The sequence below is a fragment of the Lysinibacillus sp. NPDC097231 genome, from assembly GCF_044761885.1.
Lineage (GTDB): Bacteria > Bacillota > Bacilli > Bacillales_A > Planococcaceae > Lysinibacillus.
This window is the reverse complement of sequence record NZ_JBIWDH010000031.1, coordinates 40,617-58,427: the sequence shown is the minus strand read 5'-3', so window position 1 is coordinate 58,427 and position 17,811 is coordinate 40,617. Positions and strand designations below refer to the sequence as shown.

The 17,811-nt window shown below is 38.7% G+C and carries 17 protein-coding genes; 1 reads left to right on the top strand and 16 read right to left on the bottom strand.

Translation table 11 applies throughout. The features are described 5' to 3' along the window. Nucleotides 1-1,047: 1,047 nt before the first annotated feature. Both ACIQXF_RS17205 and lysS read right to left on the bottom strand, forming a co-directional pair. On the bottom strand, nt 1,048-1,323 hold the full coding sequence (locus ACIQXF_RS17205; protein WP_402785051.1) for a hypothetical protein: 276 nt from the start codon (nt 1,321-1,323) through the stop codon (nt 1,048-1,050). 601 nt (nt 1,324-1,924) lie between these two features. Continuing rightward, a complete protein-coding gene (gene lysS / locus ACIQXF_RS17200) occupies nt 1,925-3,427 on the bottom strand; it encodes a lysine--tRNA ligase (RefSeq protein ID WP_402785048.1) in 1,503 nt (500 codons plus the stop codon). 244 nt (nt 3,428-3,671) lie between these two features. On the opposite strand from lysS, the gene ACIQXF_RS17195 reads away from it, so the two are divergent. Continuing rightward, a complete protein-coding gene (locus ACIQXF_RS17195; RefSeq protein WP_402785045.1) occupies nt 3,672-3,809 on the top strand; it encodes a hypothetical protein in 138 nt (45 codons plus the stop codon). Here ACIQXF_RS17195 and dusB read toward each other — a convergent pair. From dusB to hpt, 14 genes are all read right to left on the bottom strand, one after another. Continuing rightward, nucleotides 3,806-4,846 carry a tRNA dihydrouridine synthase DusB gene (gene dusB / locus ACIQXF_RS17190; protein ID WP_402785042.1) on the bottom strand — a complete coding sequence of 347 codons (1,041 nt, stop codon included), beginning with the start codon at nt 4,844-4,846 and terminating at the stop codon, nt 3,806-3,808. The two genes, ACIQXF_RS17195 and dusB, sit on opposite strands and share 4 nt — an antisense overlap. A gap of 111 nt (nt 4,847-4,957) precedes the next feature. Then, a complete protein-coding gene (gene folK / locus ACIQXF_RS17185; RefSeq protein WP_402785040.1) occupies nt 4,958-5,479 on the bottom strand; it encodes a 2-amino-4-hydroxy-6-hydroxymethyldihydropteridine diphosphokinase in 522 nt (173 codons plus the stop codon). Continuing rightward, entirely contained in the window at nt 5,479-5,844 is a 366-nt protein-coding gene (folB, locus tag ACIQXF_RS17180; RefSeq protein ID WP_402785038.1) for a dihydroneopterin aldolase, read from the bottom strand. The genes folK and folB overlap by 1 nt, the downstream gene beginning before the upstream one ends. Next, nucleotides 5,844-6,731: a dihydropteroate synthase gene (folP, locus tag ACIQXF_RS17175; protein WP_402785036.1), complete on the bottom strand. Its 888-nt coding sequence runs from the start codon at nt 6,729-6,731 to the stop codon at nt 5,844-5,846. The genes folB and folP overlap by 1 nt, the downstream gene beginning before the upstream one ends. Further along, nucleotides 6,712-7,551 (bottom strand): aminodeoxychorismate lyase, encoded by an 840-nt coding sequence (pabC, locus tag ACIQXF_RS17170; protein WP_402785034.1) that lies wholly within the window; start codon nt 7,549-7,551, stop codon nt 6,712-6,714. The genes folP and pabC overlap by 20 nt, the downstream gene beginning before the upstream one ends. Beyond that, nucleotides 7,552-8,133 carry an aminodeoxychorismate/anthranilate synthase component II gene (gene pabA / locus ACIQXF_RS17165; RefSeq protein WP_402785032.1) on the bottom strand — a complete coding sequence of 194 codons (582 nt, stop codon included), beginning with the start codon at nt 8,131-8,133 and terminating at the stop codon, nt 7,552-7,554. Beyond that, complete coding sequence (locus ACIQXF_RS17160; protein ID WP_402785030.1) at nt 8,130-9,539, bottom strand: anthranilate synthase component I family protein; 1,410 nt, start codon at nt 9,537-9,539, stop codon at nt 8,130-8,132. The genes pabA and ACIQXF_RS17160 overlap by 4 nt, the downstream gene beginning before the upstream one ends. A gap of 178 nt (nt 9,540-9,717) precedes the next feature. Continuing rightward, on the bottom strand, nt 9,718-10,647 hold the full coding sequence (gene cysK / locus ACIQXF_RS17155) for a cysteine synthase A (protein WP_402785029.1): 930 nt from the start codon (nt 10,645-10,647) through the stop codon (nt 9,718-9,720). A 266-nt stretch (nt 10,648-10,913) separates the two neighbouring features. Next, nucleotides 10,914-11,882, bottom strand: a complete 969-nt coding sequence (locus tag ACIQXF_RS17150; RefSeq protein WP_402785027.1) for a peptidyl-prolyl cis-trans isomerase — start codon at nt 11,880-11,882, stop codon at nt 10,914-10,916. After that, nucleotides 11,866-12,747 (bottom strand): Hsp33 family molecular chaperone HslO, encoded by an 882-nt coding sequence (gene hslO, locus ACIQXF_RS17145; protein ID WP_402785025.1) that lies wholly within the window; start codon nt 12,745-12,747, stop codon nt 11,866-11,868. Before hslO ends, ACIQXF_RS17150 begins: the two co-directional genes overlap by 17 nt. 21 nt (nt 12,748-12,768) lie before the next feature. After that, nucleotides 12,769-13,536, bottom strand: coding sequence for a type III pantothenate kinase (locus ACIQXF_RS17140; RefSeq protein WP_402785023.1), 768 nt, complete (start codon nt 13,534-13,536; stop codon nt 12,769-12,771). Nucleotides 13,537-13,955: 419 nt separating this feature from the next. Further along, a complete protein-coding gene (locus ACIQXF_RS17135) occupies nt 13,956-14,789 on the bottom strand; it encodes an aldo/keto reductase (RefSeq protein WP_402785021.1) in 834 nt (277 codons plus the stop codon). Nucleotides 14,790-14,912: 123 nt separating this feature from the next. Next, entirely contained in the window at nt 14,913-16,940 is a 2,028-nt protein-coding gene (gene ftsH, locus ACIQXF_RS17130; RefSeq protein ID WP_402785019.1) for an ATP-dependent zinc metalloprotease FtsH, read from the bottom strand. A gap of 301 nt (nt 16,941-17,241) precedes the next feature. Then, nucleotides 17,242-17,784, bottom strand: a complete 543-nt coding sequence (gene hpt / locus ACIQXF_RS17125) for a hypoxanthine phosphoribosyltransferase (protein ID WP_402785017.1) — start codon at nt 17,782-17,784, stop codon at nt 17,242-17,244. Between the last annotated feature and the right edge of the window lie 27 nt (nt 17,785-17,811).

Sequence of the window (17,811 nt, the reverse complement as noted above, 5' to 3'; positions counted from 1 at the left end):
GCGTTCGTCCTGAGCCAGGATCAAACTCTCCATAAAAGAAATTTGATTAGCTCAAATTGTTTTGCTGGCATCTTTATGATGTCCAAAATTTGTTTCGTTCACTAACTCAAGGTTAGCTACTAAAAACTTTATTGATTACGTTTTGCTTGTTCAGTTTTCAAGGTTCATATTTGTTTTGTTGTTTTTTCAACAACTCTCATATCATAACACCTTATGTTTTTGCTGTCAACACCTTTATTCAGCGTTCTTTTTCAAAGAGACAACTCTTAAACTATATCATAACTAGTTGTTAGAGTCAACAACCTTTTTTGTTATCGTCAATGTTGTTTTGTTAAGTCGTTTTAACGACAAGTAATAATTTATCATGATTCTAACACGTTAGCAAGTGTTTTTTGCTATAAAATTATCTTTTTTATAATTAATGAATTAGTAAGCTATTTTGCGTTTTTTCGAGAATAGAATAATGATATATTCATTATTTGTTTAACTATACAGCTCTTTCTCATAAATCACAACTATATAAATCATTTACATTTTGGCGTAATTACCGTTTACCCAGAGAAACAATGCGTCCGAAAATTTGAATTTTGCTTATGTCTGCATGAGGACATACACGATGTTCATCATTTCAATGAACTCCTCTAATTCAATAGATGTTTGGACACCCACCGAAAAGGAACTCAAATCGCATTCATCTCACCACCTGCAGAGGTTGGAGTCTTCTGCGGAAATGGAGATTAACAAATCAATCTATACAAATGAAGTATCTAGTTACACCACCAAAGTGCTCAAATACCTTCTCAAGTTACTTTCATACTTTCAAGCGCCAAAACAGGAGTCAAACTGCTTTTTTGCACCTGACTCCCGCTTATTCATGCTTGGCCCTTATTAATGATGCATTCTCTTTTCTCTAATTCTATTACTATTTTCATTTCGAGCCATACTTTTATGCTCAAAATAGTAAAAAAGAAAAGAAAGTTTGATAGGCTAACTTTATGGATTCCGCATTCAAAATTGAAAGTGTCAATATAAAGTGCCAACAAATAATTAATTATTTTGGGAATCGACTACATTTAGGCACCAAGAGAAATTATCCCATGCTGAATACCAGCCGCTGAAAATTTCAGAAGAATCATCCCAACGAACGTCGAATTTTTTTTGTCCCTCTATGTCCACTAAATATAAAGTAAGGGTCGCATCCATCTTAGAGACCACTAATTTCATCCCATTTTCAAGTTCTTCTTCAGTGAATGGAACATCCGAAACCGAACGAAGTTGCGCCTGTTCAAATACTTGTTTGTTAATGATTTTGTAATTCATCATAAGCCTCCAATTAACTTCTTTTAAAATCTATTCTTTTTATCTGCAAAATATGGAACTCTAAAAGTATACCCTATATTCATTCACGGTTTAAATAGTACTTTAAACTTTTCAAACATAACCCAGTAATACTAATCCTTCAACAGAAACAAACAGGAATTTTACCCTACAATTCTGACGTACTGATTTCTACTTTTCTTTAAATGCAGCCAAAGAATACATTGTCGGATAGTAGAGTTCTATTCTCTGACCTCATGCGATATTAAAGTCGTTGCTCTAGAAACAGTCTGAACTAGTAAAAATCGATGAATAACTGTTCAGCAATAATAGAATCCTATTCCAAAAGACCCTTTCTTCCCACACTCTCCCACAAAAAAACCCTGCTTTTAATCGCCTGACTCTAATAATAATAGTAAATATAAAATGCCATCTCTCATTGCTCTGCCTTTGAAACAATTATTTATTCCGTATCGCCAATATATAATTCCCTCTGGTATATCAAAAGCAAAAATAGGAGCCAAAGTGCTTTCCCTGCACTTAGGCTCCTGCTTATTTAAGAGAATCTACACAACATTGTCGTGTGATAAATCTCATTAAAAATGTATTATTTTGTAGTATGGCGCATTGTTGGGAATAATAATACGTCACGGATTGATGGTGAGTCTGTAAGAAGCATGATCAAACGGTCGATACCAATACCTAAACCACCTGTTGGAGGCATACCGTATTCTAATGCTTCAATGAAGTCATTATCCATTTCATGCGCTTCATCGTTACCTGCTGCTTTTTCGGCCAGTTGAGCTTCAAAGCGCTCGCGTTGGTCAATAGGATCATTTAATTCTGTAAAGGCATTTGCATGCTCACGTCGAACAATAAATAGCTCAAAACGGTCTGTGAAACGCTCGTCCTCTGGGTTTTTCTTTGCTAGAGGTGAAATTTCTACCGGATGACCATAAACAAATGTAGGCTGAACAAGAGTTTCCTCAATCTTTTGCTCGAAGAATTCATTAATAATATGTCCTACTTCATGAGTTTCTTTAACTTCAACTCCATGTTCTTTAGCAAGTGCTTGAGCTTGTTCCTTAGTCATAGGTTGCCAGAAGTCTACACCTGTAGCTTCTTTTACTGCATCTACCATATGAACTCGCTTCCAGCCTACAGCAAGGTCGATTTCATCTTCTCCATATTGAACTGTAGTTGTACCAAGAACATCTTGGGCTACATGAGCAATAAGGTTTTCAGTTAGAGACATAATATCTTTGTAGTCTGCATAAGCTTCATACAGTTCTATCATTGTAAATTCAGGGTTGTGGCGTGTTGAGATACCTTCATTACGGAAAACACGGCCAATTTCATACACTTTCTCTAGTCCACCAACAATTAAACGCTTTAAATGCAGTTCAATAGCAATACGCATATATAATTCCATATCAAGCGCATTGTGGTGTGTAATGAACGGACGAGCTGCTGCACCACCAGCAATTGTATGAAGCATTGGCGTTTCTACTTCTAAATATCCTGCGTTATCTAAATAGTTGCGAATAGCGCGGATAATTTTTGAACGAGTAATGAATGTTATTTTACTGTCCTCATTCGTCATTAAATCTAAGTAACGTTGACGGTAACGTTGCTCTACATCTTGTAAGCCGTGGAATTTTTCTGGCATTGGACGTAGTGCCTTCGTTAGGAAAGTAAATTCTTCAGCCTTAACTGAAAGCTCACCTACTTGTGTTCTGAATACATTACCGCGAATCCCTACGATATCGCCTAGGTCAGCTTGTTTAAATAATTCATATGCTTCTTCGCCAACATGGTCTTGACGAACGTAAATTTGAATTTGGCCACCTAAATCTTGAATATGTGCAAAGCCAGCTTTCCCCTTACCACGTTTCGTCATAATACGTCCCGCGATAATTACCTCTTGTAGGTTTTCCTCTAGCTGCTCTTTTGATTGATCTGCAAATTGTTCTCGTACTTCTGTTGATAAATGAGTACGTTCAAAACGGCTACCAAATGGATCTTGACCATCTTCTCGAATAGCCGTCATTTTTTGGCGTCTCACCAAAAGCTGATCATTTAATTCTTCTATGTTTGACACTTGTTTCACTCCTTATTAAATTGTCCGTGTTGCGTTTACGTCCATAATATTTCTATTGTACACAATTTTATTGCTGTAATCATCTGTTTCGGTTTAATTTCCATAACAGAAGAGATAATTAATAATTCTAAAAATTAATGTTAGCAGAAAAATAGACGTCTCAAATCGAACAGTGAGACGCCTCTTCAATATAATGTTAACTATGCCTCGACATAATTGCGTCTTGTGGCTTTAGGCCAACAGATGTTTTTTTGTGAGAAAGCAACAACTACATGATGTTGGTTACAAAGTGGTTGCCACAGAATGTGGCGTTCTTAGACGATTCCTCTATTTCAGCAGGTGTCGCGTAGCTGCAGGTACAGATATTTGGACACCCGCTGAAATAAGTTAAATAATTAGTTCTTTTGTTTCTGGTACGATTAATTTAGACTCAAGCTCTTCATAGTCTTGAACAAGTCCATTTAATAGGGTACGGAGCTCTGATGCAGTTTCTGTTTGGTTAATCGCATTACGAGCTTTACCATTTCCGCGAATCCCTTTTAAATACCATGAGGCATGTTTACGCATTTCACGTACCGCTACACCTTCGCCTTTTAATTGGATAAGACGTTCAAAGTGAAGTAAACATACATCGATTTTTTCACGTACACTTGGCTCTTCCTTTAACTCACCAGTTTCAAGATATTGTACTGTACGATAAATCATCCACGGATTACCCAATGCAGCACGACCAATCATTACTGCATCTACCCCTGTAGTATCCAGCATACGCTTTGCATCTTGAGGAGTTTCTACATCACCATTACCAAGCACAGGAATTTTTACATTTTCCTTCACTTGGCGAATGATATCCCAATTGGCTTTTCCTTCGTACATTTGTACCCGCGTACGTCCATGAACAGCTACTGCTGAAGCACCAGCACGTTCTGCAGCCTGTGCATTCTCAACAGCAAAGATATGCTCGTCATCCCAACCAATACGCATTTTTACGCTGACAGGTTTTTTTACTGCATCCACAACAGCCGCTACCATTTCATATAGCTTATTTGGATCTAAAAGTAAACGAGCGCCCGCTTCACACTTAATAATTTTATTGACAGGGCAGCCCATATTTATATCGATAATATTAGCAGTTGTGTTTTCATCAACATATTTAGCCGCTTCCACTAGTGTCGTCTTATCGCCACCGAAAATTTGCAACGAAAGTGGATTTTCACGCTCATCGATATAAAGCATGCCTAGAGTTTTTTCGTTCTTTTGGACAATCCCTTTATCACTAATCATTTCTGCATATACTAGCCCTGCTCCAAATTCCTTAACAGTTAAACGGAAAGCAGAGTTACAAATTCCAGCCATTGGTGCTAATACGACACGGTTGTCCATGACAATATCGCCAATTTGAAAGGGCTTCTCAGTTGTCTGACCCAACGTTGTTTTCCTCCTTCTATAGGTTTTCACCTATTCCCTATATATAAATCTATCGTTAATGCTATGCAATTATAGACAATCAATACATCAATAGTCTTCTGGATTAGAAACTTAATTAACTGACTGCGTAATTTTTAGCCCTGCCGATGCTTGCCATAGCGTTACGCCTTCCTCTTCACAATCCATCTGTTGGATTATATCATGTGCCCTTTGCAATTGTTTTCCAACTGGTGCAGGCGTAATTTCTATCAGTGGTACTAATACGAAAGCTCGCTCATACATTCTTGGGTGTGGAACAATTAAGCTATCTGTTTCAATGTTTTCATGATTGTAAAGCAAGATGTCAAGGTCAATAATTCGGGGACCCCATCGGAACTCACGAACACGCCCTAGTTCACTTTCAATCCATTGGCAAACTTTCAGCATTTCAGAAGATGAATAACTCGTGTTAATATGAACAGCAATATTTAAAAAGTCCGCTTGGTCAGTGTAGCCTACGGCAGCTGTTTCGTAAATAGAAGAAATACTCACAACCTTAACTTCCTCTTTGTTCTTTAAAAGTTCGACAGCATGCTGAAGGTTTTCCAATCGATCGCCCATATTTGTTCCAATCGATAAATACACATCATTCATTAGTAATCACCTCTCGTCACCTCAACTGATACCTCTTTATAATAACCATGAATTGGTGGGTCTGGTTTAATAAGCTCCACGCGAACACCCATAACCTTTTCTGGGTATGTCTCTAATATACTGTTTGCTATTTTTGAGACAAGTGCTTCAATAAGCTTGAAAGGTTCACCTTCCACGATATCACGGCATAGGGCATAAACCTCTGCATAGTTTACTGTATAATTCAAATCATCAGTTGCTTCAGCCTTTGTCATATCTACCGCAAGTGAAACATTGGCACGAAAGCGTTGCCCAAGCGTTGTTTCTGCAGCTAGAACACCGTGATAGCCGTAAAACTGCATATCCTTTAGATGAATATAGTCCATCACGCTTCCCCCTTATAAATACGTTTACCAACTAATACATCAGCCATATAGGTAGCTCGCGCCATTTCCTTTACATCATGCACACGAATCATATGGCAGCCCTTTTCAATACCATAAACAACTGTTGCTCCTGTACCTTCTATACGTTCCTCAACAGGTAGCTTTAAAACATTACCAATCATTGATTTACGTGAAGTCGCTAGTAAAACAGGATAACCCATTGCTACTAATTCCTCTAATTGTTGCATCATTTCTATATTTTGAGCGGTAGTTTTGGCAAAGCCTATACCTGGATCTAAAATAATATGACTATCAGGGACACCTGCACTCAGGGTAATAGCAATACTTTTCTCTATATCGGCCTTTGCCGTCATCCAGAAGTCAGTACCATAATCGGTGTTTTCACGATTATGCATTAAAATAATGGGTACATTTAAATCTGCTGCCACCTGTGCTATCTCAGGTTCGGCCTTTGCTCCCCAAATATCATTAATAATATGCGCACCAGCTTCAATAGCTGCACGTGCTACATTAGCCTTATACGTATCCACTGATATTATGGCTGGTACTTCTTTTGCTAACGCTTGAATAACAGGTACAATACGTGCGATTTCATCTTCATCGGAAATTCGTTCATAACCCGGGCGTGTTGATTCTCCACCAACGTCAATAATTTTAGCACCATCAGCTACCATCTTTCTCGCTTGTTCAACAGCAGCCTCAACGTTATTGTACTTTCCTCCATCTGAAAATGAATCTGGTGTGACATTTAAAATACCCATCACAAAAGTTTCTGCTGTATAGTCTAACACGATACCATTAATAGTTAATGGTGTTTTATATTTTTCCAGCATGTTAACGCTCCTTCTATCCTTGTTCCACTTCATTCACAAATGCTTCATGTAAACACGAATAAACTAGCCCCTTATTGCCTAGTAATTGCTTGTTTTCTAATTGACGAATTGGGACTAACTCTTGTACAGAGTTAGTAATAAAGCATTCTGCGCTTCGTTCTATATCTTCTTTAGCGAAGAGACCTTCCCTTACCTCAATACCTAGAGATTGTGCTCGCTTAATGACCCACGCTCGGATAATTCCAGGTAGAATACCAGTCTCTAAGGAAGGCGTATATAGTATATCATCTTTCACCCAAAAGATATTTGATGTAACACCTTCAGCAACAAAGCCACCTTCCGTTAAAAAGAAGCCTTCTTGTTGCGCCAGAGATGGCATCTCAAAACGCCCAAGTACGTTATTGCCATAATGATGCGATTTCACTCTTAGCCCTTTTTCAGGAGTATTACGCGGTGTTACAAGCCACTGTGCCGTCTTTTCCATCCCACGAGGTGTATCATGTAATTCCTTGCGAAAGACGATTACATTCGGTTGGCTATATTCAGTTGGCTGCAAACCAATACTATGCTCTCCAGCCGATACATTCACACGAAAGTAACCATCCTGTCCATCTGCGTATTCATTTAATTGATGAACCACCTTGAGTAAGTCGTTTTCGGTATATGGCATATAAATACGATATTGTGCAAGCGCTGTATGCAACCTTTCCATATGCGCTTCCCAACAAAACACCTTACCCTTATACGTTCGAAACGTTTCAAAAAAACCTAACCCATATAAAAATCCATGGTCGAATGGCGAAATACGTAAATTCTGCGCCGCTACATAGTCTCCGTTAATCCAGCACAGCATTTACTTCGCTCCCTCTACGTACAATTCTACAAACTGACGTAGAAGCTTTTTACCTTGCTCCGTCATGATTGATTCAGGATGATACTGCACACCCTCAATTGGATAGTCCTTATGACGAATGCCCATGATCTCGCCTTCCTCTGTCCATGCTGTCACTTCAAAACATGCTGGTAATGTCTCTTTTTCTACAATTAATGAGTGATAACGAGTTGCTTGAAACGGATTGGGCATCCCCTTATGCAAACCTATTTCAGCGTGTAGTACAGGTGACGTTTTACCATGCATCAAACGCTCGGCTCGAATGACGTTTCCCCCAAACACTTGAGCAATTGCTTGATGTCCAAGGCAAACCCCTAAAATCGGTATATTTCCCGTGAAATATTTAATGATATTTAGGCTTTCACCCGCTTCATTTGGGCTACATGGCCCTGGAGAAATGATAATCATATCAGGTGCTAGTTGCTCAATATCTCCCACCGTTAGTACATCATTTCTTTTTACCAATAATTCATGGCCAAATTCACCAAAATACTGCACGAGATTATACGTAAAAGAATCGTAGTTATCAATCATTAATATCATTTTGCTCGCTCCTCTGCCATTGCCTTTGCTTGCCACATCGCCTTCGCTTTATTTAAAGACTCTTGGTATTCCCTGTTCGGAACAGAATCAATGACAATACCCGCCCCTGCCTGAATATGTGCCACTCCGTCTTTTACGAATGCTGTGCGTATAACAATATTAAATTCCATGTCTCCTGTATAGCCAAGCCAGCCAATTGAGCCCGTGTATAACCCTCGTCTTACAGGTTCTAGTTCTTCAATGATTTCCATCGTACGAATTTTCGGTGCACCTGTAATGGTACCTCCGGGGAACATTGCACGGATAACATCCGCATTCGTTTTCCCTGCAGCTATTTCTCCTCGTACGTTGGAGACAATATGCATAACATGTGAATAACGTTCAATGACCATAAATTCATCCACTTCAACAGTCCCATATGTAGATACTCGCCCCAGATCATTGCGTTCCAAATCAACAAGCATTACATGCTCAGCACGTTCCTTGTCATTATCAATTAATTCCTGCGCTAATGCTATATCTTCTTCCTCTGATTTTCCCCTTGGTCGTGTACCAGCAATTGGGCGCGTAGACAACTCAATACCGTGACGCTTCACCAAAAGCTCTGGTGATCCGGAAACAACAGCAAAGTCAGGTGCTTCAATATAAGCCATATACGGTGAAGGATTAAATGCTCGTAATGCCTCGTATACATCCATTGCAGTTGCATTTAGTCTTTTTGATTGACGTACTGATAAATTCACTTGGAATACATCACCCTGTGCTATATATGTTTGAATTTTACTTACAGCTTCTTCAAAATCGGTTCCAGCAAACGATACTAACAATTCACTTTCATCGTTTATTATTTCTACAGCACTAGTTTTTTCGAATTTACGTGAAAGTAACCCTTCTTGTACTGCCTCTTGCCATGCATAAGCACGTTCCTCTAAATCTACGTCACAGTTTTCTAGTTTCATAAGCGTTACTGATTTTGTTTTCACATCATGTACTGCCCAGCAATCAAAAATATAGAAAAAGATATCGGGTACATGTAAATCATCTACTGTTGTATTTGGGAGGTTTTCAATTTTACGTGCGTAATCGTATGAAACAAACCCAATAGCTCCACCTTGAAAAACAGGAAGCTCCGTATTATATGTAATATGGTATTTCTCTACTAATTCTTCTAGTAAAGCAAGAGACTCACCATTTAAAATTTCACTCTTCCCATTTCTCCAATTCACAAGCAGACCATCCTCGACCGATTCTGCCGTAGCCAACGGATTCCAAGCGGCTATTGTAAAATTCCCACCTCGTCCACTTTCTAAAAATACGTGTTTTTGTTCTGTTTCTGTCTGCTTTTTATAGCTATAAAAAAACGAATCTGCATCCATCGTTATTGTTTTCGTAAGTATGGTCTTCAAGTTGCTATTCCCCTTTAAGTCATGTGATGTGATTCCATCTTAACTTGAATATGTTATAGAAGCGAATATTTTTAAGTGGCCTCGATAATTTAATTGCTGAAAGTTTCCGCAGCAGGGCCGTATAAAAACCATAAAAAAAGACCCCTCTTAAAGGAGCCTTCTTGTACAAATAATTAGATTAGTCTTCAAATTGATATAAAGGTGTTGATAAATAACGCTCACCATTAGAAGGTACGATTGCAAGTACATTTGAGCCCTTACCTAAACGTTTTGCTGCTTCAATAGCAGCATAGATAGCTGCACCTGAAGAGATACCACATAAGATCCCTTCTTCACGCGCCACTTTACGTGCTACCTCGAATGCAATCTCATTTTCTACGGGGAATACAGAAGAATAAACATCTGTATCTAATACTTCAGGTACGAAGCCAGCGCCGATACCTTGAATTTTATGAGGGCCTGGTTGACCCCCAGAAAGCACTGGTGAGTCTTTTGGTTCAACAGCGATAATTTCGATATTTGGATATTTTTCTTTTAATACAGCACCTGCACCTGTAATTGTACCTCCTGTTCCAACACCAGCTACAAATGCATCTAGTTTTAAACCTTCAAATGCTTCTACAATCTCTGGACCAGTTGTTAAACGGTGAATAACAGCATTAGCTGGGTTCGTGAATTGTTGTGGTAAGAAATAGCCATGTTCAGCAGATAATTCTTCTGCTTTAGCAATTGCACCCTTCATCCCCGCTGGCCCAGGAGTAAGAACAAGCTCCGCACCATATGCACGTAATAAATTGCGACGTTCTAAGCTCATTGTTTCAGGCATTACTAAAATCGCTTTGTAGCCTTTAGCTGCAGCAATCATTGCAAGACCTATACCTGTATTTCCTGAAGTAGGCTCAATAATTGTACCACCCGGCTTTAACGAACCGTCTTTTTCAGCCGCTTCAATCATCGCTAATGCTAAACGGTCTTTTACTGAGCTGCCTGGATTAAAATACTCTAATTTTACATAAACAGTACCTTCGTTTTCACCAGTTGCATGGTTTAACTTTACAATCGGTGTTTTTCCAACTAATTCAGCTACTGATTTCGCTATTCTACTCATATATTATCCCACTCCTAATCCCTACTATTTTTATAGGTTTAACTTATTTTGTATTTTATCAATTTTTCCATTCCATTGTCAATAAATAAAGCTTATATTTTCAGAATATTTATTGAAACATTAACATCCTAAACAAAAAAGAATCCGCCCAATTCCCTTGGGTTGGCCACAACTCTGCTGACGTAAAACGTCTGTAGATATTTTCTGGCTCACTTTTCCCGCAGATACCTTGCAGATTCTTTCTCAAATTCATTCGGAGCAATCTGTTATTTACCTTTTTTCTCTTCTCCGTAATACCAAGTTGCCTTGAATTCAGACCAAAATGCTTCTGGGGTTACAGATTGAGGCAATTGCTCTAATGCAAGCTCACGTTCAATATGTTCTTTCACATCGTCATATGTAAAGGATTGTCCTTCTATTACTTCTTGAACTTGTACAATCCCGTAATGACCGTTATCAAGCTTAAATGCTTTACTAACTTCATTTGCCTTTAAAGCAATAGCTGCCTTTAAAATGGCAGGATCGACATTTGCTTGCTTTTCTGTGAGGAAACCAATATCTCCACCTAAGCTAGCCGAAGCACTGTCTACTGAAATTTCACGTGCTAACACTGGAAAATCAGAGGCATTTTTTAATTCATTTAATGCTTCCTCAGCAGCTTTTTTTGATTCCACTTCAATATAATTTGTACGATAGCTTGTTTTCGTATTGTACAACGCCTGATTATCCTCATAATATTTTTCGATACTGTCTTCTTTTATAACTACATCTTTTGTCAGTACTTTATCTAAAATAAGCTGTGAGCGAATTTTTTGTCGCAATTGCTCTCCAGAAAGATTCTGCATCGCTGTATCAAATTTATCCTGAGCAGAACGCATTAAAGCAAGCTCTAAGTCAATCTCTTTATCCGATACTGCTATTTTATATTTCTTTGCAGCTTTTTCCATGACAGATTCATTCACTAAATTTTGGAGTGTTTCTTTACCATAGCGTTCTTCCATAGCTACCATCCACTCTTGACGTGTGATAATATCCCCGTCAACGGCAGCGACTTGCTCGTCGCTACCAATTTTTTGACCGTCATTCGGGATTAACCAAGCAATAAACCATATAATATTTCCTAATAACAATACTGCAATAACTGTTAAAGCAGGTTTTGTCTTTAAACGGCGTTGCGATAAGGGCGTTTGGTTAGGTGTTGCAGCTAAAGGTCGTCGATTACGCGTTGAGCTCATCGATAAATCCTTCTAGCTCTTCTTTTGAGAAATGATAAGTTTCTAAACAGAAATGACATTGTGCTTCTGCACTACCATCCTCTTCAATCATTTCTCGAATTTCTGCTGTTCCTAATCCTAAAATTGCTGCACCAAATCGCTCTTTTGAACATTGACATTTAAATTCTACCGGCATGGAATCTAAAATTTGAAGATGGCCTTTTCCTAATACAGCTTCTAAAATTTGTTCTGGCGTAAATCCTTTTTCAATCATTTTTGATACTGGCTCTAAAGTAGAAAGATGCTGTTCGATTTCATCAATTGTCTCTTCATCACAGCCTGGCATTAATTGAAGGATGAAACCACCAGCCGCAAGAATCGAGTTATCAGGATTTACCAAAACCCCCAGACCAACTGATGAAGGCACTTGCTCTGAAGTAGCAAAATAGTAAGTAAAATCTTCAGCAATCTCACCTGATACGATTGGCGTTTGTCCCGAGAACATATCTCTTAAGCCAAGATCTTTTACGATTGTTAATGCACCTTCTGTCCCTACACCTGCTCGTACATCAAGCTTACCTTGCTCATTTAAATCAAAATGAACGTGAGGATTTGTTACAAAGCCACGTACTTCACCTTTAGCATTACTATCGATAACCATAGGACCGATTGGACCGTTCCCCTCAATTTTAACAGTAATTTTTTCCTCACCTTTTAACATGGCGCCCATCATCACCGCCGCAGTCATTGAACGACCAAGGGCTGCCGACACAATAGGCCATGTATTATGACGACGCTGCGCTTCTCCTACAGTTGCTGTTGTACAAGCTGCAAATACACGAACCTGTCCGTTAAACCCTAAACCTCGTACTAAATAGTCTTTCATAAATGAAATGTCCCTCATTTCTTATTGATTGCGTTTATATAGCTTATATAAACCTTTTAATGTTAAAAACGGGTCAACTACATCAATAGCTTGTGTCTCCCCAGCAATTAAGTTTGCTAATCCGCCAGTAGCAATCACCAATGGCTCTTCCTTACTTTGTGCTTTCATACGATTAACAATTCCCTCTACTTGTCCAACAAAGCCATAAAAAATACCTGCCTGCATTGCTGAAACGGTTGTTTTCCCTACAATATGCGTAGATCGCAGTATTTCAATACGTGGCAACCTAGCTGCCTGTGTATATAGCGCCTCTGTAGAAATTGAAATACCCGGAGCGATAGCGCCACCCATATAATCCCCTTTTTCATTTAAGTAACAATATGTTGTAGCGGTACCAAAATCAACAATAATTAATGGTGCCTTATAAGCATCAAGTGCTGCAATAGCATTCACTATACGGTCCGAGCCAACTTCGCGTGGGTTTTCATACTTAATATTCAGACCTGTTTTCACACCCGGTCCTACAACAAGCGGCTTTTTACGGAAATACTTTTGACACATCGCTTCTAACGAAAACATTAAAGGTGGTACAACCGAGGATATAATAATGCCAGTAACCTGTTCAAATGAAATGCCTGCATGATTAAAGAAAGACAATACTTGCATTGCGTATTCATCTTCTGTTTTGTGAAGGTCTGTCACCATACGCCAATGGAAGGCTAATTGATCGTTGTCATCATAGACACCTAAAACGATATTTGAATTCCCTGCATCTAAAACTAAAATCACGGTTGACACCTCCCTATTTATTACACCTCACCGTAATTGTAACCGTCGCTATGCATTTGATACAACTATACTATGTAGATGAAATAAAGATCAATTATGCCTCGGCATAATTGCGTCCGGATTCGGCTTTGTGCTTGCACAAAGAACTCCTTTCCGATTCCGTGACATCCGCCGGAGGCTTAGCTTCTTTCAGCAGGTGTTTGGGCACCTGATGAAAAGCAAACTAAACCTGCATTCATCTCACCACCTAAATAGGTGGGAGACGTCTGTAACTGTCGTTTCACTTACGTAACATAAAACTTTTGCTGAAAGAAGTTAAAACACTTTAGAAAATGATACCATACTTTTTATTCTATAAAACAGCATTCATACTCACTTTAAAAAGGGAGCTACCCTCTTATAAAGTAGCTCCTTAGACATTATTTAAAATTGAATTTTTCTGGATCCGGACCACAACGTAATCCATCATTTAGTGCGTCTAGTTGAACCATTTCCTCTTCTGTTAACGCAAAGTTAAAGACATTTAGATTCTCTGTCATACGTGCTGGAGTCATTGTTTTGGGAATCGTTACCACACTGTGCTGAACATCATAGCGTAACACTATTTGAGCAGGCGTTTTGCTATACTTAGAAGCTAGCTGCTGTATCAAAGCTTCTTCCAATAAAGCACCATTCATCAGTGGGGACCACGCTTCTACCTGTATTCCTTTTTCCTTGCAATATGCACGCACTTTTTCTTGAGTTAAGTGTGGATGAAATTCAATTTGATTAATGACAGGAACAACTGTTGCTTCCTTCAATAATTTTTCTAAATGATGCACATGGAAATTACTAACACCGATTGAGCGTACTCGTCCATCCTGATAAATCTTTTCAAGCGCTTTATAAACATCCATATAGTTTGCATCTATACCTGGCCAGTGAACTAAGTATAAATCTAAATATTCTAGTCCTAGTTTTTTTAAACTACTATCATATGCTGCAAGTGTTTCTTCATAGGAAAGTCCATCATTCCAAACCTTTGATGTTACGAATAGTTCTTCTCGTGTTACTAAGCCCTCGTCAATTGCTGTGCGAATTCCTCGTCCAACGCTTTCTTCATTGCGATATACTTGCGCTGTATCAATACTACGGTAACCTTTTGCAATAGCTGTTTTTACCGCTTCTGCTAAGTCATCTCCTTCAGGTACTCGAAAGACACCATAGCCGATAAACGGCATTTCTAGACCATTATTCAATGTTACGTTTCCCATGTTTCAACACTCCTATCTATTTTTACGCAGTTGCATAAGATAATATCTATATCCTAATGCCTGATACTAAAAAAAGGCAAAGAAAAAGACTGTTTACTAAAATCGCAAACAGTCTTTCTCATTTTAATCGCGTTTTTCATCGATACCTTTTGGCATGTCATTTGCCTCTTTACCTTCTCTTGGTAAATCAGCAGTCGTTGGATTTGGTTCATTGTTAAGCAATTCTTTCTTAACAACTGGTTCGCCAACTATATCTAATATAGGCTGTGTTTCAGCTTTTGAAGCTTTTTCTCCAGCCGTTTCAACAGCCTCCGGTTCCGGTAAGACACCATGATCACGTAAATGCTCAATTTCTTGTGCATTCAATGTTTCTTTTTGCATCAATGTATTGGCAATTAAATCAAGTAATTCACGTCTTTCCGTTAGGATTCGTTTCGTACGCTCATATTGAGAATCGATAATTTTTTGCATTTCTTTATCAATTTCATAAGCAATTGAATCAGAATAGTTTTGATCTGAATTAAAGTCACGACCAAGGAATACATTACCACCCTGACTTGAACCAAATTGCATTGCACCGAGATTTTCACTCATACCATACTCTGTGACCATAGCACGTGCAATACTTGTTACCTTTTGGAAGTCATTATGTGCCCCTGTAGAAACTTCGCCAAGCACGATTTCCTCTGCTACACGACCACCAAGAAGTCCTGCAATACGGTCTAGCAGCTCTTGTTTTGTTGTGAAGAAACGTTCTTCCTTCGGTAACATAATCGCATAACCTCCCGCTTGACCACGGGGAACAATTGTTACTTTGTGTACTGTATCCGCCTCATCTAGCTCTAAACCAACAACAACGTGGCCTGCTTCATGGAAGGATACAAGTTTTTTCTCTTTTGCTGAGTACACTCGGCTAGCTTTTGCAGGGCCGGCAATTACTCGGTCAGATGCCTCATCGATATCTGCCATGTTAATCGTACGTTTGCTTTTACGAGCAGCTACAAGTGCCGCTTCATTTAATAGGTTTTCTAAGTCGGCACCTGAGAAACCTGGTGTACGTTGTGCAACAGCTGCTAAATCAACTGTATCTGCTAAAGGTTTGTTGCGAGCATGTACCTTTAGAATAGCTTCACGACCTTTTACATCAGGGTGTCCTACTGTAATTTGTCGGTCAAAACGACCAGGACGTAATAACGCTTTATCTAAAATATCTGGGCGGTTTGTTGCAGCGATAATAATAATACCTTCGTTTGCTCCGAAACCATCCATTTCAACTAACAATTGGTTCAGTGTTTGTTCACGCTCGTCATGGCCACCACCAAGACCTGCGCCACGTTGACGACCTACTGCATCAATCTCGTCGATAAAGATGATACACGGTGCGTTTTTCTTTGCATTTTCAAATAAGTCGCGAACACGAGAGGCACCGACACCGACAAACATTTCTACGAAGTCAGAACCTGAAATCGAGAAGAATGGTACGCCCGCTTCTCCCGCTACTGCACGTGCAAGTAATGTTTTACCTGTACCTGGAGGACCTACAAGTAAGATACCCTTTGGAATACGGGCACCAATTTCAGTGAATTTGCGGTGGTCTTTTAAGAAATCAACAACCTCTACAAGCTCCGCTTTCTCCTCATCAGCACCTGCTACATCTGTAAAACGAACTTTTTTCTTTTGATCATCATAAAGTTTAGCTTTACTTTTACCAAAGCTCATAACTTTATTACCGCCACCTTGAGATTGGCTCATTAGGAAGAAGAATAAGAAAATGATAATGATGAAAGGAATAATCCCTGTAAAGAATTGAATCCATCCACTTGTTTCTGGTGCTGTTAAATATTTTATATTACTATTCTTATCCTTAGCAGCCTCATCGATGCGGTTCATTAAAGATTGGTTATCGCGAGGGATATTGACTGTAAAGCTTTGACCCTTTTCATAACCCTTCAGTGTACCTTCAACGATGTATACTGATTTATCAGGTTGAATTGTAGCACTTGTTATTTCTTTCTTATCTAGAGCTTCTTGAAACTCTGCATAAGTTAAATCTTTCGTTGGTGCATTGCCACCATTGAAAGTACCAAAAATACCGATAATCACTAGGAAAATCAGTAAGTAGAATATGGTATATCGAAATATTCGATTCATCTCCAGCCTCCTCATTACAAACAGAAAAATTATAAGTAAAATCTTAACATATCATGATTTCATCATACAACGAAAAGCCCTACTTAAAAAAAGTTTGGTTCGATTTTTGTCGAAATTTGAAACATAATTTATGACATATCCAAACTACATCCCAGTGTAATTGTACCTGTTACAAGATCTCAGCACAGCTGAACAATGTGTCAAAATTTTGACTTATGTTCGGATAATACTAAAAATCTGGTGTCCTTCACTGGAGGCTTTTCTTTTTATAGCTGGTGTTCTGTCGTTATCTTCTTGCTTGTTAGAAAGAATAGACTTCTGGCTTTAAGATACCGATATATGGTAAATTACGATATTTTTCCGCGTAATCTAAACCATATCCTACAACAAAGCCATCCGGTACTTCAAAACCAACATAGTCAGCTTCTAAGTTAACCTTACGACCTGATGGTTTATCTAACAATGTAACGATTTTGATGGATTTCGCTTTACGGTATTTAAATAGGTCTACTAAATAGCTTAAAGTTAAGCCACTATCAATAATGTCTTCGATAATTAATACGTCACGCCCTTCAACGCTTGTATTTAAATCCTTTAAAATCTTAACTTCGCCAGATGAAACTGTAGCATTACCATAGCTAGAAACATCCATAAAGTCTAACTCAATGAAAGAATCAAAACGCTTCATCAGATCCGTCATAAAAGGCATCGCCCCTTTAAGTACACCAACAGCCAATGGGAACGCATCTTTGTATTCCTCTGTTAATTGTGCCCCTAACTCAGAGATTCTTTCTTGCAATTGCTCTTCTGTAATCATAATTTTCTCGATGTCATTTTGTAACATATCGATTCCTCCTCGTGTGTATCAATA